The organism is Pseudomonas sp. MWU16-30316, from assembly GCF_020515645.1.
Classification (GTDB): domain Bacteria; phylum Pseudomonadota; class Gammaproteobacteria; order Pseudomonadales; family Pseudomonadaceae; genus Aquipseudomonas; species Aquipseudomonas cerasi.
The window spans coordinates 956,816-979,431 of the sequence record NZ_JAIZAZ010000001.1; the positions used below are offsets into that span (position 1 = coordinate 956,816).

Consider the following 22,616-nt stretch of genomic DNA (forward strand, 5'->3'; position numbering starts at 1 on the left):
ATCTGCGTCCTCTTGACGACGCAGAGCGTCGAGACCTGCATTCCCACGCTGGAGCGTGAGGAACGATCATCGCAACTATCGTGCGGCGCTCCGCGTCGCATGCCTTTCCGGACGCTCTGCGTCCTCTTGGCGACGCAGAGCGTCGAGAACGGCATTCCCACGCAGGAGCGTGAGGAACGATCACCACAACTATCGTGCGTCGCTCCGCGTCGCATGCCTTTCCGGACGCTCTGCGTCCTCTTGCGACGCAGAGCGTCGAGAACTGCATTCCCACGCTGGAGCGTGAGGAACGATCATCGCAACTATCGTGCGGCACTCCGCGCCGCATGCCTTTCCGGACGCTCCGCGTCCTCTCGGCGACGCAGAGCGTCGAGAACGGCATTCCCACGCTGGAGCGTGAAGAACGATCATCGCAACTACCGTGCGGCACTCCGCGTCGCATGCCTTTCCGGACGCTCTGCGTCCTCTTGCGACGCAGAGCGTCGAGAACTGCATTCCCACGCTGGAGCGTGAGGAACGATCATCGCAACTATCGTGCGACGCTCTGCGTCGCATGCCTTTCCGGGCGCTCTGCGTCCTCTTGGCGGTGCATAGCAAAAAACTGGTCACACTTTCATTATTTCCACGTACTCGGTCGGAAGGTACTTTTCACGGCTCTGATGATTCAAGGATGAACACATGGGCCGGAGTAGATACACCATCACCGAACCTGAGAAGCCTCATTTCCTGACGTGCACGGTGGTGGAGTGGTTACCGCTTTTTACCCGGCCTGTTCTGGTAGACATTCTGTTCAACGCCTGGCGCTACCAACAGGCTCATCAAGGACTGCAGCTCTTCGGGTATGTCGTACTGGAAAACCATTTGCACTTCGTGGCCCAAGCGCCCGCCTTGGACAAATGTGTGAGTAGTTTCAAGTCATTTACGGCTCGACAGATAATCGAAGCACTTAAGAACGCCAACGCCGAGAGCACGCTGGAGCGTCTGCGATTCGTCAAGCGTCTGCACAAGAGTGACAGGGTGTATCAGGTCTGGCAGGAAGGGGCTCATGCGGAGCTGGTGTGGAATGAAGCGGTTATGCGGCAGAAGCTCGATTACATTCACCACAACCCGGTAAAGAGAGGCTATGTGGACATCGGTGAGCACTGGAGGTACTCCAGCGCTCGCGATTATGAGGGGCAGCGCGGTTTGATCGATATTCAGCGCTGGTATTGACGCATAGCGTGCGGAGCGATGACCTCAACTATCGTGCGTCGCTCCGCGTCGCATGCCTTTCTGGACGCTCCGCGTCCTCCCCGTTTCGGGCGGACGCGGAGTTTCAGTTATCGCTCAACCAAATATCTTTTTGAAAAACACTTTCATGTCCGCCCAGGAGCTCTCATCGGCAGCCTTGTCGTAGCCGATGTCCGGGCCGCCGTGCTCGCCGTGGCTGAGGCGGTCGGCGTCGGGGTTGGTGAAGCCGTGTTTGGCGCCGTCGATGCTGACGAATTTGTAGTCGGCCTTGGCGTCGTCCATTTCCTTCTTGAACGCGGTGACGTTTTCAGGGGTGACCATGCTGTCCTTGGCGCCGTGTTCGACCAGCATTGGCACCTTGATACCCGGTTTCGCCGGGGTGTTGGTGACCAGTGCGCCGTGGAAACTCACCACGCCCAGCAGCGGCTCATCGCGGCGTGCCGCGTCGAGCACGATCTTGCCGCCGAAGCAGTAACCGATCGCGGCGATCTTTTTCGGATCGGTCTGAGGCTGCTGCTTCAATTGCTCCAGCCCGGCGTCAAAACGCTTGTCTGCGGCATCGCTGTCCTTCAACGCGGCCTGCATGAAGGCCATCGCGTCCTTCGGGTGCTCGGTGTTCTTGCCTTCGCCGTACATATCGATGGCCATTGCGCTGTAACCCAGTGCAGCCAGATCGCGAGCGCGGCGCTTGGCGTAGTCGTTCAGGCCCCACCATTCATGAACCACCAGAACGCCAGGGCGCGGGCCTTTTACCGCGTCGTCGTAAGCGTAATAGCCCACCAGCTTGGTGCCGTCGGCACTTTTATAATCGATCTGCTCGGTCTTGATCGCCGCCTGGGCGAGGCCGGTCAGGCCCATCATGATCATTGCAATCCACACACGCATGGTCAGCTCCTTGTTGATGTTTTGAAGTGGCAAACAACGATAGCCGATTCTGCTGCACAGGGTGCGGATGACTGTTCAGCGCCGGTTCATGCAGTGTTCAGTTGGGGTTCAGCCCGGCGCGATTACTGTTGGCCCATACCTTGACAGCGTCCCCGAGCGCAAAAGGAGTCGATATGTTGAATCTCAACAAGTTTTTCCTGGCCCTGGCTTTCCTGGGCGGCAGTGCTGCGGTGCAGGCGGGTGATGGTCGGCTTGACGTGGCCCGTATCGAGTTCAGCAAGACCAGCGAAAGGCTTGACGATACCAACAGCTGGGGACACGCGCTCGGGGAGCAGGCGTATTCCAACGTCTCGGCGGGGACGCTTTATTCGCCACCGGTTTACGGCAGCCTGACGGGCACTCACAATGGTGCGCCTGTCAGCCGCGAAATCCTGCTGGGCAGCTATGATGTGACACAGCACGTGCCCGTCAGCGCCCGCCTGTTGAGTACTGATGCGACGATGTCGTTTCATTCTTTGTCTTGAGGCTGCGATTGTGCCTGGGAGAGCTGCATGAAGTTGTTGGTAGTTGAGGATGAAGCGCTGCTGCGCCACCACCTGCGAACCCGTCTGACCGAAGCCGGGCATGTGGTGGAAGCGGTGGCCAACGCTGAAGAGGCGTTGTATCAGGTCGCGCAATTCAATCACGACCTGGCGGTGATCGACCTGGGCCTGCCGGGCATCGGCGGCCTGGACCTGATTCGCCAGCTGCGCACATTGGGCAAGGCGTTTCCGATTCTGATTCTGACCGCGCGTGGCAACTGGCAGGACAAGGTCGAAGGCCTGGCTGCCGGTGCTGACGACTACGTGGTCAAACCCTTCCAGTTCGAAGAGCTGGAGGCACGGCTGAATGCCTTGTTACGGCGTTCCAGCGGCTTCATCCAGTCAACCATCACGGCTGGCCCGCTGTTGCTGGACCTCAATCGCAAGCACGCCGCCCTGGCCGAGCAGCCCTTGGCGCTGACGGCCTACGAATACCGTATTCTCGAGTACCTGATGCTCCATCATCAGCAAGTGGTGCCCAAGGAGCGCCTGATGGAGCAGCTGTACCCCGATGACGACGAGCGCGACCCGAACGTGATCGAAGTGTTGGTCGGTCGTCTGCGTCGCAAACTGGACAGCAGCGTGGCCTTCAAACCTATCGAAACCGTGCGCGGCATGGGCTATCTGTTCAATGAGCGCTGTACGTGATTCGTTCGCTTCGCCTGCGCCTGATGCTGGGTGCCGCCACGCTGGCGGTGATCTTCATGCTGCTGATGCTGCCTGCACTGCAGGGGGCGTTCAGCCTGGCGCTGCGCGGAGCGATCGAGCAACGCCTGGCTTCTGATGTAACGACCATGATTTCGGCGGCTCGCGTCGAAAACGACCATCTGTTGATGCCCTCAGTGTTGCCGGGCGAACAATTCAATCTGCCCGGCAGCCGACTGCTGGGTTACATCTATAACCGCCAGGGGCAGATGGTCTGGCGCTCGTTGTCGACCGAAGGCGAAAACATCGACTACCGCCCGCAATACGACGGGCAGGGCAGCGAGTTCACCAAGATCAAGGAAATCAATGGCGATGAGTATTTCGTCTATGACGTCGAGATCCGGCTGCTCGGCGGGCGCAATGCCGCGTTCAGTATCGTTGCCGTGCAGCCGTTGCGCGGCTATCAGGAAACCATCGACGGTTTGCGTCGCAAGCTCTATCTGGGCTTTGGCGCAGCACTGGCGGTGCTGCTCGGGTTGCTGTGGATGGGCCTGACCTGGGGGCTGCGGGCCTTGCGCGGCTTGAGCCAGGAACTGGATCAAGTGGAAGCCGGTGCGCGCGACAGCCTCAGCGAAGAACACCCCAGCGAACTGCTGCGCCTGACCGATTCGCTCAACCGCCTGTTGCGCAGCGAGCGGGAGCAACGGATACGTTACCGCGATTCTCTGGATGACCTGGCGCATAGCCTGAAAACCCCACTGGCGGTCTTGCAGGGCGTAAGCGAGAACATCGCCAAGCGTCCCGAGGATGTCGAGCAGGCGTGGGTGCTGCAATCGCAGATCGAACGCATGAGCCAGCAGATCGGCTATCAACTGCAGCGGGCCAGCCTGCGCAAAAGCGGTCTGGTGCGCCATCACGTGATGTTGCGGCCTGTGGTCGAAAGCCTGTGCAACACGCTGGACAAGGTGTATCGCGACAAACAGGTCAAGGCCACGCTGGACCTCCCCGAGCACTGCCAGGTGCACATGGAGGAGGGCGCGCTGCTGGAAATGCTCGGCAACCTGCTGGAAAACGCCTATCGGCTGTGCCTGAGCGAAGTGCGCGTCAGCTTTACCCGCTCAGCGGACGGCGATGAACTGTGCGTCGAAGACGACGGCCCCGGCGTCCCGCAGAGTCAGCGTGCCCGCATTCTCGAACGCGGCGAACGGCTGGACCGCCAGAACCCCGGGCAAGGCATCGGCCTGGCGGTGGTCAAGGACATCATCGAAAGCTACGGCGCGCAACTGACGCTGGGCGATTCCCCATTGGGTGGCGCGGCGTTCAGGATTCATTTTCTGGCGCAGTGAGGGTGTGTTCGCCCCAGTTTCAAGAGCGGACGCAGAGCGTCCATAACGGCGTGCCAACGCGGAGCATTGGCACGATAGTGTTAACACACCTGTCGCTCCTCATGCTCCAGCGTGGCAATGCCGTTGATGACGCTCTGCGTCACACCTTTGCGCGTCACCGAGCACTCCAGTCGCCACAGAAAAAAGGCGGATACCCGCCACTGTGTGCGCATTTTTCCCACCATACGGCGGAAAACCGCCACCTCTCTTGTGGAATCCCTACTTCCGTTACCAGTGTGCGCCTTGTATTGCGGGGTTTTGATATCAAAATGATTCTATGGCACGCGTATTGCTACCTACATGGCAGAGGCCTGCCTTGCGCAGCTCGACAAAACAAATCCCTCCAGTGCAGGAGGGTTAGCGCTTTATAGGCTCGCGTGCATCAGGTGAAGATGCCGACGACGCCCTTGAGGAAAACTGCAATGACGACTCGTCAGCCCATCTACAAATCCCTCTATTTTCAGGTAATCGTAGCGATTGTCATCGGTATCCTGATCGGTCACTTCTATCCGGACACCGGCAAGGCGTTAAAACCGCTGGGTGACGGGTTCATCAAACTGATCAAGATGGTCATTGCCCCGATCATCTTCTGTACCGTTGTCAGCGGCATCGCCGGCATGCAGAGCATGAAGTCGGTCGGCAAGACCGGCGGCTACGCGCTGCTGTACTTCGAGATCGTTTCGACCATCGCCCTGCTGATCGGTCTGATCGTGGTCAACGTGGTTCAGCCGGGTGTCGGTATGAACATCGACGTCAGCACGCTCGACGCTTCGAAGATCGCCGCCTACGTCACTGCCGGTCAGGATCAGAGCATCGTCGGCTTTATCCTTAACGTGATTCCGAACACCATCGTCGGCGCGTTTGCCAACGGCGATATCCTGCAAGTGCTGATGTTCTCGGTGATCTTCGGCTTCGCGCTGCATCGCCTGGGTGCCTACGGCAAGCCGGTTCTGGACTTCATCGATCGCTTCGCCCACGTGATGTTCAACATCATCAACATGATCATGAAACTGGCCCCGCTGGGTGCGTTCGGTGCCATGGCCTTCACCATTGGTGCCTATGGCGTCAGCTCGCTGGTGCAGCTGGGTCAGTTGATGATCTGCTTCTACATCACCTGCGTTCTGTTCATCGTGTTTGTACTGGGCGCGATCGCCCGCGCTCACGGCTTCAGCATCTTCAAGCTGATTCGCTACATCCGTGAAGAGCTGTTGATCGTACTGGGTACTTCTTCTTCGGAATCGGCCCTGCCGCGCATGCTGATCAAGATGGAGCGCCTGGGTGCCAAGAAGTCTGTGGTTGGTCTGGTTATCCCGACGGGCTACTCGTTCAACCTGGACGGTACGTCGATCTACCTGACCATGGCTGCCGTGTTCATCGCTCAGGCGACCAACACGCACATGGACATCACGCACCAGATCACCCTGTTGCTGGTGTTGCTGCTGTCGTCCAAAGGTGCTGCCGGCGTAACCGGTAGCGGCTTCATCGTACTGGCTGCGACCCTGTCGGCTGTAGGCCACCTGCCGGTTGCCGGTCTGGCGCTGATTCTGGGTATCGACCGCTTCATGTCCGAAGCCCGCGCCCTGACCAACCTGGTCGGTAACGCTGTTGCTACCGTTGTGGTTGCCAAGTGGGTCGGCGAGCTGGACACCGACAAGCTGCAGTCCGAGCTGGCTTCCGGTGGCTCTGCCATTCTGGAAACCCGTCCTGAAGACGACCTCGGCGTTGCCGAAGGCCCGACCCCAGCGGCTGCGGTGAACACCACCAAGACCGTCTGATAACCTTCAGGCCATAAAAAACCCATCTTCGGATGGGTTTTTTTATGCCTGCAGTTTGCCGGAGGATTATTCCGTGCGCGTCTCGCCGCTGAACACCAGAGGCTCGCGGCAGCGACGGCACAGGTAGCGCCGTCCCTTGCGGACCATGCCGTGACGCTGCGCGGTGAACGGAAAGTCGCTGTCGGGGCACGGGCAGCGGTAGATGTAACGGATCACACTGCGCCGTTTGATCGCATAGGTATGGCAGCGATTGGGCGGCAGCTCATAGACGCCGCGCATGATCAATTGCCATTCTTCGCCGTGTGGCTGAATGCTGCCACCGAACAACTGGTGGGCAATCAGGTGCGCAACCTCGTGGGGCACGGTCTGGCGCAGGAAGTCTTCGGCGTTTTCCTTGTAGAGCTGCGGGTTGAAGCGCAACAGGTTTTCATGCAGATGAGCGACACCGGCCTTCTGACCGCGCAACTGGAAACTGACCACCGGGCGTTTGAAGGTGCGCTTGAAGAAGGCTTCGGCTTGTTGGTAACAGGTCTCGACGCGTGAATTGAGTTGTTCGGGCATGCTGTGGGGTTCTCCAGTGCGCCAAGTATGCCGCAATGTGGCTAAGCTCTGAACACGCCAGCCGCCCGGTGGTCATTTTTGATCCAGTGTGGTCGCCTGTCTGAACAGTAAGAGCGCAGCATATTTAACCAATGGTCGGTTACGGGTAAAATGTCCGGCTTTTCTCAAGCTACCGTCAGCGGATATTTCCATACATGGGCACCCTTTCAGTCAATCAGAACAAACTGCAGAAACGTCTGCGTCGGCTGGCCGGCGAAGCGGTTGCCGACTTCAACATGATCGAAGAGGGTGACAAGGTCATGGTCTGCCTGTCCGGCGGCAAGGACAGTTACACCATGCTCGATGTGCTGATGCACTTGCAGAAGGTCGCGCCGATCAAGTTCGACATCGTGGCGGTCAACATGGACCAGAAGCAGCCCGGCTTCCCTGAGCACGTGCTGCCTGCCTACCTGAAAGAACTGGGTATCGAGTACCACATCGTCGAGAAAGACACGTATTCAGTGGTCAAGGAATTGATCCCCGAAGGCAAGACCACCTGCTCGCTGTGTTCACGGCTGCGTCGCGGCACGCTTTACACTTTCGCGGACGAGATCGGTGCCACCAAGATGGCGCTCGGGCACCATCGCGACGACATCGTCGAGACATTCTTTCTCAATATGTTCTTCAATGGCTCATTGAAGGCCATGCCGCCCAAGCTGCGGGCCGATGACGGCCGCAACGTGGTGATTCGTCCGTTGGCGTACTGCCATGAAAAGGACATTCAGGCCTATTCGGATTTCAAACAGTTTCCGATCATCCCGTGCAACCTGTGCGGCTCGCAGGAGAACCTGCAGCGTCAGGTGGTCAAGGAGATGCTGCAGGACTGGGAGCGCAAGACGCCAGGCCGGACGGAGAGCATCTTCCGCGCCCTGCAGAACGTGCAGCCCTCGCAGTTGGCCGACCGCAACCTGTTCGATTTCAGCAACCTGCGCATCGACGAAACCGCTGCGTCGCGGTTCGTCAATGTGGTCAATCTCTGACGGCACTCAGTGGTTGACGGTGAACGCCAGCATGGCTGACAGCTGGCACATCGGCCGACCGCTTTCTGCGTGCCACTGGTTGAAGACGTCCTGCACGATCGCCTGATCGCGTTTGCTGCTTGGTACACGGTCGACGATATCCTGCGCGTTCAGGGCGGCAACCACATCCCAGGTCGGAATGAAGGTGTCCTTGCCGATCATGCGCAGAAAGCGCGGCGCTGACAGGCCGCCCATCTGGTTACCGTGTTTGGCGATGTACTGCCACAGGCCTGTGATGTTATCGACTGGCCACTCAGCGATGAACTTGCCGAAACTGCCATGCTCCTGCTCGATGTCCAGAATCAGTTGTGCATTGCGCGGCACGCTCTTGAGCTTGCCCAGATGACGAATGATGCGCGCGTCCTGCATCAGCCGTTCCAGGTGATCGGCGCCCATCAGCACGACTTTCTCCGGGTCGAAGCGAAAGAACACTTCTTCGAACGCTGGCCACTTGGCGTCCACCAGGCTGTGTTTCAGGCCTGCGCGGAAAACCCGCAGGGCCATGGTCGACAGATAGCGGTCGGCGCTGATGGCTTGCAGTTGTTTGGGTGTTTTGGGGGAGGGCAGATGAGCTTCCAGAGCTTTGGCGGAGCCGAATCGATTCAGGCAATACTCGTTCAGCCATTTGTAGTCGTGCATCGGTTCTCCAAAGAAATTCAACAGGCAGGACAAGGGTTCAGACCGACCCTTGCCCTGCAAGTTTACGATTTAACTGAAAGCATCCGGCGCTCTGCCGATTCAGCTGCGCGGCGCGTCCAGTTGCACTGCGGTCTTGGCCAGACGCTGGCCCAGCGCGCGGCACAGGTCGGTTTCATGACGGTCCAGCGCGCGCTTGCCATCGGCACCGGCGTGATGGCTGGGACCGTAGGGCGTGCCACCCCCGGTGGTTTCCAGCAGCGCCGATTCGCTGTAGGGCAGGCCCATGATCAGCATGCCGTGGTGCAGCAGCGGCAGCAGCATCGACATCAACGTGGTTTCCTGACCACCGTGCAGGCTGGCGGTGGAGGTAAAGACGCCAGCGGGTTTGCCGACCAGTGCGCCGGTCAGCCACAGGTTGCTGGTGCCGTCGAGGAAGTATTTCAGCGGCGCGGCCATGTTGCCGAAGCGTGTCGGGCTGCCCAGCGCCAAGCCGGAGCAGTTTTTCAGGTCGTCGAGGGTCGCGTACAGCGCACCGCTTTCCGGAATCTCGGGGGCGGTCGCTTCGCAGTCGGCGGAAACGGCAGGTACGGTGCGCAGCCGTGCTTCCATGCCGCCCAGTTCGATGCCGCGGGCAACCTGCCGGGCCATTTCGCTGGTGGAGCCGTTGCGGCTGTAATAAAGGACCAGAATGTAGGGTGTGCTCACGGCAGCAGCTCCAGAATGTTCTCGGGTGGGCGGCCAATGACAGCCTTGTCGCCAGCGACCAGAATCGGTCGTTCGATCAGTTTGGGGTGAGCGGCCATGGCGGCGATCAGTTGCTCGTCGCTCAGGCTCGGGTCGGCCAGATTGAGCTGCTTGTAATCGTCCTCGCCGGTACGCAGCAGTTGCCGGGCACCGATGCCCAGCTTGCCGAGCAGGTCGCGCACACGGTCGGCGTCGGGCGGGGTTTCCAGGTACAGGACGATGTCCGGCGTCAGGCCGCGGGCCTGAAGCAGTTCCAGCGCGCCGCGGGACTTGCTGCAGCGCGGGTTGTGATACAGCGTCAGATCGGTCATTTGCACGTCGCATCTTGTGTGGGGTGGCGTATTCTAACCAGCGATGGCACTGTCCGACATATCAGATGGTCAATAGTCGTGGCTTGGGTATAAGTAATTGCAGGTTGAACGGGGCGAGGAAACAGGCAAATGGTAAGGCGATTAACAGCAGCGGTAATACTTTTCGGCAGTTTGCTGCTCAGCGGATGTGGCGTGGACCTGGGCACAGATCAGAATGGCCAGAAGGTCGCCAGCGAACGCATCAAAGGGCACTGGCTGGTGGTCAACTACTGGGCCGAATGGTGTGGCCCTTGCCGTACCGAGGTTCCTGAGTTCAATGCATTGTCCGAGCAGCTCAAGGACAAGAAGGTCACCGTGCTGGGGGTCAACTTCGACAACCTGCAGGGCGACGAGCTGAAAAGCGCTGCCAATGCACTGGGCATCAAATTCACCGTGCTCGCCCAGGACCCGGCCGAGCAATACAGCCTGCCGCCCTCCGAGGCACTGCCGGTGACCTATATCATCGACGACAAGGGCAAAATGCGCGAGCAACTGCTCGGCGAGCAGTCAGCCGCCACCGTGATCCAGAAGCTCAAGACGTTGCGCGGTGAGGGGTGATCAGATCGGTTCTGGGCGCTCTGCGTCGAAAGAGGACGCGGAGCGTCCAGAACGGCATGCGACGCGGAGCGTCGCACGATAGTGATCGTTCCCTGCGCTCCAGCGTGGGAATGCAGTTCTGGACGCTACGCGTCGCAAGTTACGCGGAGCTTCGGCACGATAGTTACATCAGCTGTCTTCCAGCCAGAAACGCAATGGCTTGCCCTGCGTTGGCCACAGACGCAACTGCTCGATGGGCGAGATATCCCAGCGCTGCACACTGCTGATCGCCTTGATAAAGCGCTGTTCCTGCTCCATCAACGCCGGCGCGCACATCTTGCGCGTCTTGCCCACCGGACCGAAACTGATGCTGTGATCGTTCAGCGTATAGGGCGCAAACCAGTGGTTGCAGCCCGCATTGCCATACGCACGGCCATCGGCACCCAGCGTCATGGTCAAGCGACTGTTATCGATCAGCGGACGTTCGCCTATCCACTCTGTTACATAACTGTGATCCTGCTGGATCGGCAGCGTGTCAGCGGTACAACCGGCCAGCAGCGCGCCGCCGATCAGGCTCAGGAGCGCAAACTGTTTCATGCCGCTTTCTCCTGGCACTTCTTGCAGAAATGCTTCTCGCCCTCGGTTTTCCAGCCCAGCTCCGCGATGCGCGCGGTAGCGGCCGGTTTCTGCGCCTTGACGCCCAGCTTGCTCTCTACCATGAACTCGAAGTTCAGTTCGGCGGTGCAGCTGTCGCAATTCACTTTCCACTGATGAATCGCCAACTCGTCGAATACCGGGCCTTTGGCCACCGCAATCCACTGGCCGGGCGGGTTGATCAGGTGCCGGACTTTTTCGACGGTAAGGCGCATGTGCAGGCTTTTGCTGCCTTTGATGGTCACTAATAACTGGTCGTTATCGTGAATCGAGCCGCCGTTGCCGGTGACCTGGTAGCGACCGGGTGCCAGCGTGCGGCATTCGGTCAGCGTGTGCTGGGGGTTGAGCATGCTGTAGCGAAAATCGTGTTCGACCATGGGTCCTCCAAAATTGCGCGCATCCTAACATGCTCTGTCCACGCTGGAGTGTCAGGCACGACAGGCGTCCCGTCGCGCGCTCACGCCATGACCCGCGCCTCGGCTTCCAGGCGAATGATGGCCTTGTCCAGATCGTCCAGAGCCGCTTCGGTGTGCGGCGCATTTTGCTTGAGCAGGGTTTCGGCGCGCTGGCAGGCACTGCGCAACTGCGGAACGCCGCAATAACGTGTTGCGCCGTGCAGACGGTGGATGCGCTCGATCAAGGCGTGTACATCCTGACTGGCGCGCGCCACACGAATGGCTTCGCGGTCGGCGTCCAGTGAAGCCAGCAGCATGGCCAGCATGTCGGCGGCGAGATCCGCCTTGCCCGCGGCCAGGCGCAACCCCTCCTCATGATCCAGCACCAGCGGCCCTACGTGGACCTCAGGCGCTTCATTCTGGCGCTCCGGCGCAGGGTTGCGCAGCGCCAGCCCTGTCCACTTGAGCACCACCTGCGCCAGTTGCCGTTCGCTGATCGGCTTGGTCAGGTAGTCGTCCATACCGCTTTGCAGCAGTGAGCGTTTTTCGTTGGCCATCGCATGGGCGGTGAGGGCTACGATTGGCAGTGAGCTCTGGTTGCGTTCGGCCTCCCAGGTGCGGATCGCCTCGGTGGCCTGACGACCGTCCATGCCGGGCATTTGCACGTCCATCAACACCAGGTCGAACGCTTCTTGCTGTACGGCGTTGACCGCTGCGTAACCACCCTCGACAGCGACCACTTCAGCGCCCATGTCTTCGAGCAGGGTCTGTACCAGCAGCAGGTTGGCCGGGTTGTCATCCACGCACAGCACTCGCGGCGCGCGGCTCGACAATGGTGGGCCGATGTCGGCACGCACCGCTCGCGGCGCGATCAGCTCGGACAGGGCTTTTTGCAGTTTGCGGGTGCAGGCGGGCTTGGCCTGCAGTTGCGTGTAGACATCGTGGACTGCCAGCTGGAACAGCGCGTGCTCGGTGGTCGGGCACAGCACCATGACCTTGCAGTTGAGGTTCTCCAGATCCCAGATGTGCTGGCGCAGCCGTTCCGGAGAGATTTCCAGCGCCGTCACGCCAAGTACCGCCAGATCGATGGCCGCTGGCGTCTCGTGCGCTGCGGTCACGCCGTTGAGCAGGTTTTCCAGATTATTGAACACGATGGTCTGCAGGCCGCAGTCTTCCAGCTGATGCTCCAGCGCCTGGCGCGCCAGGTCATGATGTTCAAGCACTGCGGCGCGCAGGCCTCCGAGCGGAATATTGAGGGATTCTTCCTTGTCTTCGCGGGCCTTGGGCAGTTTCAGGCTGATCCAGAATTCCGAACCTTCGCCCGGTGTGCTGTCGACACCGATTTCGCCGCCCATCTGTTCGATCAGGCGTTTGGAGATCACCAGACCCAGTCCGGTACCGCCCGGTTGGCGCGAGAGCGAGTTGTCGGCCTGGCTGAAGGCCTGGAACAGTGCCCGCACATTCTGACTGGACAGGCCGATCCCGGTGTCCTGCACGCTGATGCGCAGTTGCGCGTGCTCTTCGGTTTCATCCTCGAGCATGGCGCGCGCGACGATCGTGCCTTCGCGGGTGAACTTGATCGCGTTGCTGACCAGATTGGTCAGAATCTGCCGCAGACGCAGCGGGTCGCCGGACAGCGCCAATGGCGTATCGCGGTACACCAGACTGACCAGCTCCAGCTGTTTGGCGTGCGCCGCCGGGGCGAGGATGGTCAAGGTGTCCTGCAACAGGTCGCGCAGGTTGAACGGGATGTTATCGAGCACCAGCTTGCCGGCCTCGATTTTCGAGAAGTCGAGAATCTCGTTGATGATGCTCAGCAGGTTGTCGGCGGACTTCTCGATGGTGCCCAGGTAGTCGAACTGGCGCGGGGTCAGCTCGCTTTTCTGCAATAAATGGGTGAAGCCCAGAATGCCATTGAGCGGCGTGCGGATTTCATGGCTCATGTTGGCCAGGAATTCGGACTTGATCCGGCTTGCTTCAAGCGCTTCCTTGCGTGCCAGGTCGAGTTCGATATTCTGGATTTCGATGGTCTCCAGATTCTGCCGGACATCCTCGGTTGCCTGATCGATGCTCAGTTGCAGTTCTTCCTGTGCGTTCTGCAGCGTTGCCGCCATGCGGTTGATGCCCGACGCCAGCTCATCCAGCTCCCGGCTGCCCAGCGGTGGCAGACGGGTTTCCAGATTGCCGTCCTTGAGTTGTGACACGGCCTGCTTGATCTGGCTCATCGGCCCGTTGATGGTGCGGCTCATGCGTACCGCGAGGGTCGCGGTAAACGCCAGTCCGGTGAGGATCAGCAGCAGGCTGGCAAACAGGCTTCGGTAACCGCGCAGCAGCGTGCCGTTATGGGAGATTTCAAGCTCGACCCAGCCCAGCAGGGTGTCGGCTTCGGCAGGAATGATCGGACTGGTCAGATGCCGTTGACTGCCGAAGACCGGCAGCAGGTAGCGCGTGGCGTCGGTGCCGGTCGAGCTGAGCAATTGCGAGCCGCTGCCAATCGGCGACGGGCTGATCATGGTCGGCCCGGCGTGGGCCAACTCCGTGCGATCGGTGTCGAGAAACGACACGGCGCGCACGTCGGTCTGCTCCAGCGTCTGGGTGGCAATGCGACTGAGCAGCACTTTGTCCTTGCGCCCCAGTGCATTGGCGGCAAGCGGCGCAAGGTCCTGGGCAATCATTTCGCCGCGTTGCAGCAACTGGCTTTGCAGTTCGCTCAACTGCATCCAGGTGAAATAACCACCGAGCATCGCCGCCATCAGGCTGGCAGGCAGAATAGTCAGTAGCAGCACACGGCCTTTTATACCCAGCTTGGTCAGCACGCTCTTCCTCCGGCAACACGTATCAGTCCGTCGATATCAGGCATCGGCTGCCTTGCTGTATCGGCACAAGGGGATGAGTTTAGCCATTTACCGTCGGCATGGGCACCTAACTCTCTGTGCTGAGCAGGGCGGCAGTGGAAAAATCAGCGCTTATTCTTTTTGGGAATAAGCAGTGCACTTTGCGTGATATGGGCTTTGGCCGTTTGCCGTTATGATAGGCACCCCCCGCAGTCTGGATTGCGAAGACGCCATGACCCTGCAGTATCAAACCATTGCCGATTGCGTCGGCAACACCCCGCTGGTGCGTCTGCAACGCATGGCGGGCAACACCAGCAATACCCTCCTGTTGAAACTCGAAGGTAACAACCCCGCTGGCTCGGTAAAAGACCGCCCGGCCTTGTCGATGATCACCCGCGCCGAGTTGCGCGGTCAGATCCATCCAGGCGACACGCTGATCGAAGCCACCTCCGGCAATACCGGAATCGCGCTGGCCATGGCCGCGGCGATCAAGGGCTACCGGATGATTCTGATCATGCCGGACAACTCCAGTGCCGAACGCAAGGCCGCCATGACTGCCTATGGCGCCGAGCTGATTTCGGTCAGCAAGGACCAAGGCATGGAAGGCGCCCGTGATCTGGCCGAGCGCATGCAGGCCGAAGGCCGCGGCAAAGTGCTCGATCAGTTCGCCAATGGCGACAATCCCGAGGCGCATTACACGTCCACCGGTCCGGAAATCTGGCGGCAGACGGGCGGTACCGTGACCCATTTCGTCAGCTCGATGGGCACCACCGGCACCATCATGGGCACCTCGCGCTACCTCAAGGAGCAGAATCCGGACGTGCAGATCGTCGGTCTGCAACCGATGGAGGGCGCTTCGATCCCCGGTATTCGCCGCTGGCCGCATGAATACCTGCCGAAAATCTATCAGTCGGACCGTGTCGACCGCATCATCGACATGGGCCAGACCGAAGCCGAAGACACCATGCGCCGACTGGCGCGCGAAGAAGGCATCTTCTGTGGCGTGTCGTCCGGTGGCTCGGTCGCCGGGGCGTTGCGTATTTCCCAGGAAGTCGAAAACGCCGTGATTGTGGCGATCATCTGTGACCGAGGCGACCGTTACCTGTCGACCGGCGTCTATGATTCGCCCAACTGATGGCCAAGCACGAAAGAGGTTTGCGCTTTCAGCCTGCGGGCGGCGTTAAAACCGTACAGATTCCTGCCGGTAAAAAGCAGCGGTTGACCATCGAGCGGCTGTCCGACGACGGTCGCGGTATCGCTTTTCTTGAGGGTAAAACCTGGTTTGTCGCGGGCAGTCTGGCCGGCGAAGAGGTCGAGGCGCGCGTGCTCAATGCGCGCGGCAAGGTCGTCGAGGCACGCACCGAGCGGGTCTTCACCGCCAGCACCATGCGTCGCGCTCCGGCCTGTGAGTATTTCGGTCGCTGTGGCGGCTGCAGTGTTCAGCATGTGCCCCACGAAGAACAGCTTGCCCTGAAACAGCGCATGCTCGCCGAGCAATTGTTGCGCGTGGCGAATGCTGTGCCGGATGAATGGGCGGCACCTTTGAGCGGTGCCGAGCTGGCCTATCGCCGACGCGCGCGGGTCGCGGTTCGCTGGGATGCCAAGGCCAAAAGGCTGGACGTGGGGTTCCGCGCAGCCGCCAGTCAGGACATCGTCAGCATCGAACACTGTCCGGTGCTGGTACAGGCCTTGCAACCCATCATGAATGAGTTGCCTGGCATGCTGAAAAACTTCAGCAAACCGCAGGCGCTGGGGCACGTCGAGTTGTTCAGTGGGGTTGCGACTGCCGTGTTGTTGCGCCACACCGCGCCGCTTGCCGAGGTCGACCTGGCGCTGTTGCAGGCGTTTTGCTCCAAGCACGGCGCGCAGCTGTGGCTGCACGGTGAGGGCGAGCCCCAACCGGCCAGCCCCGGCGATACGCTGGGCTACCGGCTGGAGCCGTGGAACCTGCAACTGGCCTGGCGACCGGGAGATTTCATTCAGGTCAATGCGGCGGTCAACACCGCGATGATCGAGCAGGCCCTGCAATGGCTGGCGCCTGCAAAAGACGAACGTGTCATGGACCTGTTCTGTGGTCTGGGCAATTTCGCCTTGCCGCTGGCGGGTCTGGCCAGGGAAGTGGTGGCGGTCGAAGGCGTTGCGACCATGGTCGAGCGTGCAGCCGTCAACGCAATGAGTAATGATCTGCACAATGTGCAGTTTTTTCAGGCGGATCTTTCCCAGCCGCTGACACATGCCGACTGGGCGGCAGAAGGGTTTTCTGCGGTACTCTTGGACCCACCGCGTGACGGGGCCTTTGAAGTGGTCCGCCAGATCAGAAAGACGGGGGCCCGGCGACTGCTTTATGTTTCATGTAATCCGGCAACTTTGGCTCGTGACACGGTCGAACTGATCAGTCAGGGCTACCGATTAAAACGTGCCGGAATCCTCGATATGTTTCCTCAGACGGCGCATGTCGAGGCGATGGCTTTATTTGAAATGAGTAAGTGAGCGGCGTTCACTGGAACGAGTTCGTTGCTGACAGGGAATCTCATTTAATCCGACTGGCCCGCGAATGCCGGTCCTTGCTTGCCCGGCAAGTGGCATTCGCTCAGAAGGCTGGCGACTGATGGCGCTTTTCATCGCGCCTTAGGGAAGGTAAGCAGCATGGTACAGGTGAGAGCGAACCAGCCGATAAACACAGACGGCAGTATCAATCTCGACGCGTGGCTCGATCATATTGTCAGCGTCGACCTGGTCCTGGACCGGGAAGTCATGAAAAAGGCCTGTGAGTTTGCCCGGGAAGCCGAGCAGACCGACAAGGCCCACAAGAATCATTGGGCAGAGGGCACCTCCAGTTTCCAGACCGGTCTGGAGATCGCGGAGATTCTGGCTGACCTCAAGCTGGATCAGGACTCACTGGTCGCTGCGGTCATTTACCGTGGTGTGCGTGAAGGTCTCGTTGCGCTGCCGGACGTCGAGCAGCGCTTTGGCGCAACGGTCGCCAAACTCATCGACGGCGTGCTGCGCATGGCCGCGATCAGCGCCAGCCTCAGCCCTCGTCAGTCTCTGGTACTCGGCAGTCAGGCGCAGGTCGAAAACCTGCGCAAGATGCTGGTGGCGATGGTCGACGACGTTCGTGTTGCGCTGATCAAACTGGCCGAACGTACCTGCGCGATTCGTGCGGTGAAGAACGCCGACGACGAAAAACGCAACCGTGTGGCTCGCGAAGTCTTCGACATCTATGCACCGCTGGCCCACCGCCTGGGTATCGGGCACATCAAGTGGGAGCTGGAAGACCTGTCCTTCCGCTACCTGGAGCCCGATCAGTACAAGCAGATCGCCAAGCTGTTGCATGAGCGCAGGCTGGACCGCGAGCGCTTCATCAGCGACGTCATGTCCCAGCTCGACAACGAGCTGCAGGCTACTGGCGTGACCGCTGACATCAGCGGCCGTGCCAAGCATATCTACTCCATCTGGCGCAAAATGCAGCGCAAGGGCTTGGCGTTCAGCCAGATCTATGACGTCCGTGCGCTGCGTGTGCTGGTCCCGGAAATGCGCGATTGCTACACCGCGCTGGGTATCGTGCACACGTTGTGGCGGCATATTCCCAAAGAGTTCGACGATTACATCGCCAACCCCAAGGAAAACGGCTATCGCTCGCTGCACACCGCCGTTATCGGGCCGGAAGGCAAGGTGCTGGAAGTGCAGATCCGCACCCACGCCATGCATGAAGAGGCCGAGTTGGGCGTTTGTGCGCACTGGCGCTATAAAGGCACCGACGTCAAATCCGGCTCCAATCATTACGAAGAGAAGATTTCCTGGCTGCGTCAGGTGCTCGAATGGCATGAAGAGCTGGGCGATATCGGCGGTCTGGCAGACCAACTGCGAGTCGATATCGAGCCTGACCGCGTCTACGTCTTCACCCCTGACGGCCACGCCATCGACCTGCCCAAGGGCGCGACACCACTGGACTTCGCCTATCGGGTGCACACCGAAATCGGCCATAACTGCCGGGGTGCGAAGATCAATGGCCGCATCGTCCCGCTCAACTACAGCCTGCAGACCGGCGAGCAGGTCGAGATCATCACCAGCAAGCACGGTACGCCGAGCCGCGACTGGCTGAACTCGAACCTGGGGTACATCACCACCTCGCGCGCGCGGGCCAAGATCGTTCACTGGTTCAAGTTGCAGGCCCGCGATCAGAACGTCGCCGCCGGCAGAACCCTGATCGAACGCGAACTGGCGCGCCTGGCGTTGCCGCAGGTCGATTTCGACAAGCTGGCGGAAAAGGCCAATCACAAGACCGCCGACGACATGTTCGCGGCTTTGGGCGCAGGCGACCTGCGTCTGGCGCAACTGGTCAATCTGGCCCAGCAGCAGGTCGAGCCTGATCGTGTCAATGAACAGCTGGAACTGATCCCGCGCAAGGCCACCGGCTACAAGCCCGGCAAGCGGGGGGATATTCAGATTCAGGGCGTTGGCAACCTGATGACGCAGATGGCCGGCTGCTGCCAGCCGCTGCCGGGCGATGCCATCGTCGGTTATATCACCCAGGGTCGTGGCGTCAGCATTCACCGTCAGGATTGCGCTTCGGTGCTGCAACTGGGTGGTCGCGAGCCTGAACGGATCATTCAGGTCAGCTGGGGACCGGTGCCGGTGCTCACCTATCCGGTGGACATCATCATTCGCGCCTACGACCGTTCCGGTTTGCTGCGGGATGTCACTCAGGTGCTGCTCAACGAGCGGATCAACGTGCTGGCGGTCAACACCCGTTCGAACAAGGAAGACAACACTGCGCTTATGTCCCTGACCATCGAGATTCCAGGTCTGGACGCGCTGGGGCGGTTGCTGGGGCGTATTTCCCAGTTGCCGAACATCATTGAAACGCGCAGGAACAGGACGCCATAAGCGTCGCCTGCGCTCACAGGGAGCCCCATGCATACAGTTCAAGACCTGCTGAACCTCATGGCCCGGCTGCGTGATCCGCAGTTCGGCTGCCCGTGGGACCTGAAGCAGACCTACGCCAGCATCGTGCCGCACACGCTGGAAGAAGCCTATGAAGTGGCCGACGCCATCGAACAGGGCGACCTCGACCATCTGAAGGGTGAGTTGGGTGACCTGCTGTTTCAGGTGGTCTTCTATGCGCAGTTGGCCAAAGAGGAAGGCCGGTTTGAATTCGACGACGTCATCGACGGCATTACCCGCAAGTTGCTGCGTCGCCATCCGCACGTGTTTCCGACTGGCGAGCTGTACGCGCCGGCAGAAACGCCACGCCTGACCGACGAGCAGGTCAATCTTCGTTGGGACGAAATCAAGGCCGAGGAGCGTGCCGAGAAGGCCGGTGTGCCCGAGCAGTTGTCGCTGCTCGACGACGTGCCCCGGGCCTTGCCCGCGTTGAATCGGGCAGCCAAACTGCAGAAGCGTGCGGCGCAGGTGGGTTTCGACTGGCCTGCGGCATTGCCGGTGGTCGACAAGGTGCGTGAAGAACTCGATGAAATTCTCGAGGCCATGGTCGACAATGACGCCGAGGGCATTGCCGAGGAAGTCGGCGACCTGCTGTTCAGCGTCGTCAACCTGGCCCGACACCTCAAGGTCGACCCGGAAACTGCGCTACGCTCGGCCAATAGCAAGTTCGACAGACGCTTCCGATTCATTGAACAGGCTTTGCGCCACCTGCAGCGTCCTATCGAAGCGTGCTCGCTCGAAGAAATGGATGCGTTGTGGGGCGAAGCCAAACGTCAGGAAAAGAGCACACCCGGCTGCGGCTGAGTGTGCGGTAACGGTATAAGTGAGTAGACAATGAGCCTTTCCCTTCGCGATCAGTTGCTCAAGGCAGGTCTGGTCAACCAAAAGCAGGCCAAGCAGGTCGGCAAAGAAAAGCAGAAAGAGCAGCGTCTGGTGCACAAGGGTCAGGCGCAGGCCGATGACTCGCAAAAGCGTGCGGCCCAGGAGGCCATGGCCGAGAAGGCCAAACGTGATCAGGAGCTGAACCGTCAGCAGCAGGAGAAGGTCGAGCAGAAGGCCCGCGCCGCTCAGGTCAAGCAACTGATCGAAGTGTCGCGCCTGCCCAAGCTGATCACCGAGGATTACTACAACTTCGTTGACGACAAGAAGGTAAAACGCATCCCGGTCAACGCCATGGTGCGCAACAAGCTCAGCAGCGGTTCATTGGCCATCGTTCACCACGGCGGCGGTTACGAGATCATTCCGCGGGAGGCTGCGCTGAAGATCCAGGAGCGTGACCCGCGTCGTATCGTGCTGCTCAACACCCCGACCGAAGCGCCGGATGCAGACGACCCGTATGCGGCGTATCAGGTGCCTGACGATCTGATGTGGTAAGCCCACAGCGCTGTCATTGAGGTGTCAAGACAAAACCCGCATTCAGCGGGTTTTGTCTTTTCCTGTTCTTGGATTTGTTCAGTGGTTGCCCTGGCTTTCCAGCGCTTCCAGCTCTTCCTTATAGCGAAGGGCATCGGACTCAACGTGGAACATGCCTACCAGTTGGTCCTGTTGGTGCACGTCCCAGATCTGGATGCCGTCGGCAACGGCTTCGTGAGAGAGGTGGGCGTCGTCGCGTTCAGTAACTCTGACAGTCATAGTAGTAAGCTCCTGACTTTGATGGCCTGAATGGTTAGGCCTCTGGATACTGCGGCGATGTGTCGCAGGACTCTTTTATAGGATTTGTTAGCTGCCTAAGTAAATAGCCTGTTCAGGTTCCCCGGTGGTCATAAACTCATCGATCCTCTGCAGCCCTTACATGACGTGGCTTACAGCGCAGTGGTGGCAAAATGAAGGATGTTTCATGTGCTTCTAGCCTGTCCGAACGCGCGTGTAAACGCCGTTCCAGACGCTCCGCGTCCTCTTGACGACGCAGAGCGTCGAGAACTGCATTCCCACGCTGGAGCGTGAGGAACGATAACCTCAACTATCGTGCCCGGATGCTCTGCGCTTCTGCCCGAAGGGCGTGGGAGTGAGCTTGCTCACGAAGGGCAGGTGCAGGCGCGACTATCGTGCGGCGCTCTGCGTCGCATGCCTTTCTGGACGCTCCGCGTCCTCTTTACGACGCAGAGCGTCGAGAACTGCATTCCCACGCTGGAGCGTGAGGAACGATCATCTCAACTATCGTGCCCGATGCTCCGCGCTTCTGCCCGAAGGGCGTGGGAGTGAGCTTGCTCACGAAGGGCAGGTGCAGGCGCGACTATCGTGCGGCGCTCCGCGTCCTCTTGACGACGCAGAGCGTCGAGAACTGCATTCCCACGCTGGAGCGTGAGGAACGATAACCTCAACTATCGTGCCCGATGCTCCGCGCTTCTGCCCGTAGGGCGTGGGAGTGAGCTTGCTCACGAAGGGGCAAGTGCAGGCGCGACTACCGTGCGGCGCTCTGCGTCGCATGCCTTTCTGGACGCTCTGCGTCCTCTTGACGACGCAGAGCGTCGAGAACTGCATTCCTACGCTGGAGGGTGAGGAACGATCATCGCAACATCGTGCCGATGCTCCGCGCTTCTGCCCGAAGGGCGTGGGAGTGAGCTTGCTCACGAAGGGGGCGGTGCAGGCGCGACTATCGTGCGGCGCTCTGCGTCGCATGCCTTCAGCCAATAAAAAGCCCCGCTAAAAAGCGGGGCTCTGTGGTGCGTGCTGCCAGGGCGATCAGCTGCCTTTGACGGCCTTGCCGTTGACGGTGCCGTCCAGCAAGACGATGTTGTATTCCTTGCCGTCGGTTTCGACCTGTTGCAGGCGGACCAGCAGGTAATCCCAGTCCTTGGCGAACCACAGCACAGTGGTGCGCTTGCTTTGCGTCGGGTCGCGCACGCGCTCGACCTTGATCGCATCGACCTGGCCGGTCTTGGTGGTGACTTTTTCCGAACCCAGCACGCGGAAGTCGTAGGTGTCTACTTCATCACCGTCGACAACCTGATAGCTCATGCTCTTCTTGCCCTCAGCGATGTCGTGTTGCAACGCCAGCTGATAGGTGGACTTGTCGAGGATGCCACGGTTGAGCGGCAGCTTGATCGCATCGCCACGGTCGGTGCCGGTGACGAACTTGGTGTTCCAGTCGAACGCCAGATCGACCTTCTTGGATTTACCCAGGCCACTGCGCTCGAAGTTGTAGGTCTGCGGCAGCAGGGTGTCCTTGTCGACCTTCAGGGTGCTGACTTCAGTCAGGCTAGCGATCATCATCGAGGCCTTGAAGCTCAGGGTCCAGGTGCCATTGGCGCCGGCTTCCAGGCTGCGTTCGGCCGTGCCGCTCATGGGCAGCTGTTTCCAGTCGGCGGTGTAGCTGGCGGAGAAGGGTTGAAGGTCTGCGGCCTGTACGGCAGGCAAGGCGAGCAGAGCGAAAGCGAAGAGCAGAGCGCGACGCAT

Annotated in this window: 23 protein-coding genes; 12 read left to right on the top strand and 11 right to left on the bottom strand. The window is 60.1% G+C overall.

All coding sequences use genetic code 11. The annotated features are described in order from the left end of the window. Nucleotides 1–678: 678 nt before the first annotated feature. Nucleotides 679–1,212 (top strand): hypothetical protein, encoded by a 534-nt coding sequence (locus LCH65_RS04405; protein WP_058417403.1) that lies wholly within the window; start codon nt 679–681, stop codon nt 1,210–1,212. 114 nt (nt 1,213–1,326) lie between these two features. On the opposite strand, the gene LCH65_RS04410 is transcribed toward LCH65_RS04405, so the two are convergent. Then, nucleotides 1,327–2,115 (bottom strand): dienelactone hydrolase family protein, encoded by a 789-nt coding sequence (locus tag LCH65_RS04410; protein WP_003363262.1) that lies wholly within the window; start codon nt 2,113–2,115, stop codon nt 1,327–1,329. Between the two features lie 173 nt (nt 2,116–2,288). Between LCH65_RS04410 and LCH65_RS04415 the strand changes: the two genes are divergently transcribed. From LCH65_RS04415 to LCH65_RS04425, 3 genes are read left to right on the top strand one after another with little or no spacing between them, the layout of a single operon-like run. After that, entirely contained in the window at nt 2,289–2,639 is a 351-nt protein-coding gene (locus tag LCH65_RS04415; protein WP_058397147.1) for a hypothetical protein, read from the top strand. A 27-nt stretch (nt 2,640–2,666) separates the two neighbouring features. Continuing rightward, nucleotides 2,667–3,344, top strand: coding sequence for a response regulator (locus LCH65_RS04420; RefSeq protein ID WP_003407750.1), 678 nt, complete (start codon nt 2,667–2,669; stop codon nt 3,342–3,344). Continuing rightward, nucleotides 3,341–4,687, top strand: coding sequence for an ATP-binding protein (locus LCH65_RS04425; RefSeq protein WP_003434355.1), 1,347 nt, complete (start codon nt 3,341–3,343; stop codon nt 4,685–4,687). The genes LCH65_RS04420 and LCH65_RS04425 overlap by 4 nt, the downstream gene beginning before the upstream one ends. Nucleotides 4,688–4,767: 80 nt before the next feature. On the opposite strand, the gene LCH65_RS26195 is transcribed toward LCH65_RS04425, so the two are convergent. Continuing rightward, on the bottom strand, nt 4,768–4,899 hold the full coding sequence (locus tag LCH65_RS26195; protein ID WP_256573027.1) for a hypothetical protein: 132 nt from the start codon (nt 4,897–4,899) through the stop codon (nt 4,768–4,770). 249 nt (nt 4,900–5,148) lie between these two features. Between LCH65_RS26195 and LCH65_RS04430 the strand changes: the two genes are divergently transcribed. Then, nucleotides 5,149–6,501, top strand: a complete 1,353-nt coding sequence (locus LCH65_RS04430) for a dicarboxylate/amino acid:cation symporter (protein WP_003363255.1) — start codon at nt 5,149–5,151, stop codon at nt 6,499–6,501. A gap of 66 nt (nt 6,502–6,567) precedes the next feature. Here LCH65_RS04430 and LCH65_RS04435 read toward each other — a convergent pair whose 3' ends face one another. Further along, entirely contained in the window at nt 6,568–7,062 is a 495-nt protein-coding gene (locus tag LCH65_RS04435; RefSeq protein ID WP_003434357.1) for a SprT family zinc-dependent metalloprotease, read from the bottom strand. Between the two features lie 194 nt (nt 7,063–7,256). Here LCH65_RS04435 and ttcA point away from each other — a divergent pair, with 194 nt between their 5' ends. Beyond that, nucleotides 7,257–8,081: a tRNA 2-thiocytidine(32) synthetase TtcA gene (gene ttcA / locus LCH65_RS04440; RefSeq protein WP_003363253.1), complete on the top strand. Its 825-nt coding sequence runs from the start codon at nt 7,257–7,259 to the stop codon at nt 8,079–8,081. 6 nt (nt 8,082–8,087) lie between these two features. Here ttcA and LCH65_RS04445 read toward each other — a convergent pair whose 3' ends face one another. From LCH65_RS04445 to arsC, 3 genes are all read right to left on the bottom strand, one after another. Further along, on the bottom strand, nt 8,088–8,759 hold the full coding sequence (locus LCH65_RS04445; protein ID WP_003363252.1) for a DNA-3-methyladenine glycosylase I: 672 nt from the start codon (nt 8,757–8,759) through the stop codon (nt 8,088–8,090). A 99-nt stretch (nt 8,760–8,858) separates the two neighbouring features. Further along, the gene (gene wrbA / locus LCH65_RS04450; RefSeq protein WP_003363251.1) at nt 8,859–9,464 is read right to left on the bottom strand and encodes an NAD(P)H:quinone oxidoreductase; all 606 of its coding nucleotides are present in this window, start codon (nt 9,462–9,464) and stop codon (nt 8,859–8,861) included. Then, a complete protein-coding gene (arsC, locus tag LCH65_RS04455) occupies nt 9,461–9,814 on the bottom strand; it encodes an arsenate reductase (glutaredoxin) (RefSeq protein WP_003314592.1) in 354 nt (117 codons plus the stop codon). The genes wrbA and arsC overlap by 4 nt, the downstream gene beginning before the upstream one ends. Before the next feature lie 129 nt (nt 9,815–9,943). On the opposite strand from arsC, the gene LCH65_RS04460 reads away from it, so the two are divergent. Next, complete coding sequence (locus LCH65_RS04460) at nt 9,944–10,411, top strand: TlpA disulfide reductase family protein (RefSeq protein WP_058397146.1); 468 nt, start codon at nt 9,944–9,946, stop codon at nt 10,409–10,411. Between the two features lie 168 nt (nt 10,412–10,579). On the opposite strand, the gene LCH65_RS04465 is transcribed toward LCH65_RS04460, so the two are convergent. The 3 genes from LCH65_RS04465 to LCH65_RS04475 form a co-directional block, all read right to left on the bottom strand. Then, the gene (locus tag LCH65_RS04465) at nt 10,580–10,987 is read right to left on the bottom strand and encodes an META domain-containing protein (protein ID WP_003363249.1); all 408 of its coding nucleotides are present in this window, start codon (nt 10,985–10,987) and stop codon (nt 10,580–10,582) included. Next, nucleotides 10,984–11,421 (bottom strand): hypothetical protein, encoded by a 438-nt coding sequence (locus LCH65_RS04470; protein WP_003363248.1) that lies wholly within the window; start codon nt 11,419–11,421, stop codon nt 10,984–10,986. Before LCH65_RS04470 ends, LCH65_RS04465 begins: the two co-directional genes overlap by 4 nt. A gap of 80 nt (nt 11,422–11,501) precedes the next feature. Beyond that, nucleotides 11,502–14,255, bottom strand: coding sequence for a response regulator (locus LCH65_RS04475; protein WP_226439190.1), 2,754 nt, complete (start codon nt 14,253–14,255; stop codon nt 11,502–11,504). Between the two features lie 250 nt (nt 14,256–14,505). Here LCH65_RS04475 and cysM point away from each other — a divergent pair, with 250 nt between their 5' ends. The 5 genes from cysM to LCH65_RS04500 all read left to right on the top strand — a co-directional run bounded on the left by cysM (nt 14,506) and on the right by LCH65_RS04500 (nt 20,594). After that, nucleotides 14,506–15,408 carry a cysteine synthase CysM gene (gene cysM / locus LCH65_RS04480; protein ID WP_003434369.1) on the top strand — a complete coding sequence of 301 codons (903 nt, stop codon included), beginning with the start codon at nt 14,506–14,508 and terminating at the stop codon, nt 15,406–15,408. Continuing rightward, nucleotides 15,408–16,763 carry a 23S rRNA (uracil(1939)-C(5))-methyltransferase RlmD gene (gene rlmD / locus LCH65_RS04485; RefSeq protein WP_054080840.1) on the top strand — a complete coding sequence of 452 codons (1,356 nt, stop codon included), beginning with the start codon at nt 15,408–15,410 and terminating at the stop codon, nt 16,761–16,763. The genes cysM and rlmD overlap by 1 nt, the downstream gene beginning before the upstream one ends. A gap of 156 nt (nt 16,764–16,919) precedes the next feature. Then, nucleotides 16,920–19,163: a GTP diphosphokinase gene (gene relA / locus LCH65_RS04490; protein WP_003434372.1), complete on the top strand. Its 2,244-nt coding sequence runs from the start codon at nt 16,920–16,922 to the stop codon at nt 19,161–19,163. A 27-nt stretch (nt 19,164–19,190) separates the two neighbouring features. Further along, nucleotides 19,191–20,024, top strand: coding sequence for a nucleoside triphosphate pyrophosphohydrolase (gene mazG / locus LCH65_RS04495; RefSeq protein WP_128774967.1), 834 nt, complete (start codon nt 19,191–19,193; stop codon nt 20,022–20,024). Nucleotides 20,025–20,054: 30 nt separating this feature from the next. Beyond that, on the top strand, nt 20,055–20,594 hold the full coding sequence (locus tag LCH65_RS04500; protein ID WP_003349677.1) for a DUF2058 domain-containing protein: 540 nt from the start codon (nt 20,055–20,057) through the stop codon (nt 20,592–20,594). 78 nt (nt 20,595–20,672) lie between these two features. Here the strand turns inward: LCH65_RS04500 and LCH65_RS04505 are convergent, their stop codons facing one another. Further along, entirely contained in the window at nt 20,673–20,852 is a 180-nt protein-coding gene (locus LCH65_RS04505; RefSeq protein WP_002554613.1) for a hypothetical protein, read from the bottom strand. Between the two features lie 1,050 nt (nt 20,853–21,902). Beyond that, nucleotides 21,903–22,616 carry a DUF3108 domain-containing protein gene (locus tag LCH65_RS04510; protein ID WP_003369623.1) on the bottom strand — a complete coding sequence of 238 codons (714 nt, stop codon included), beginning with the start codon at nt 22,614–22,616 and terminating at the stop codon, nt 21,903–21,905.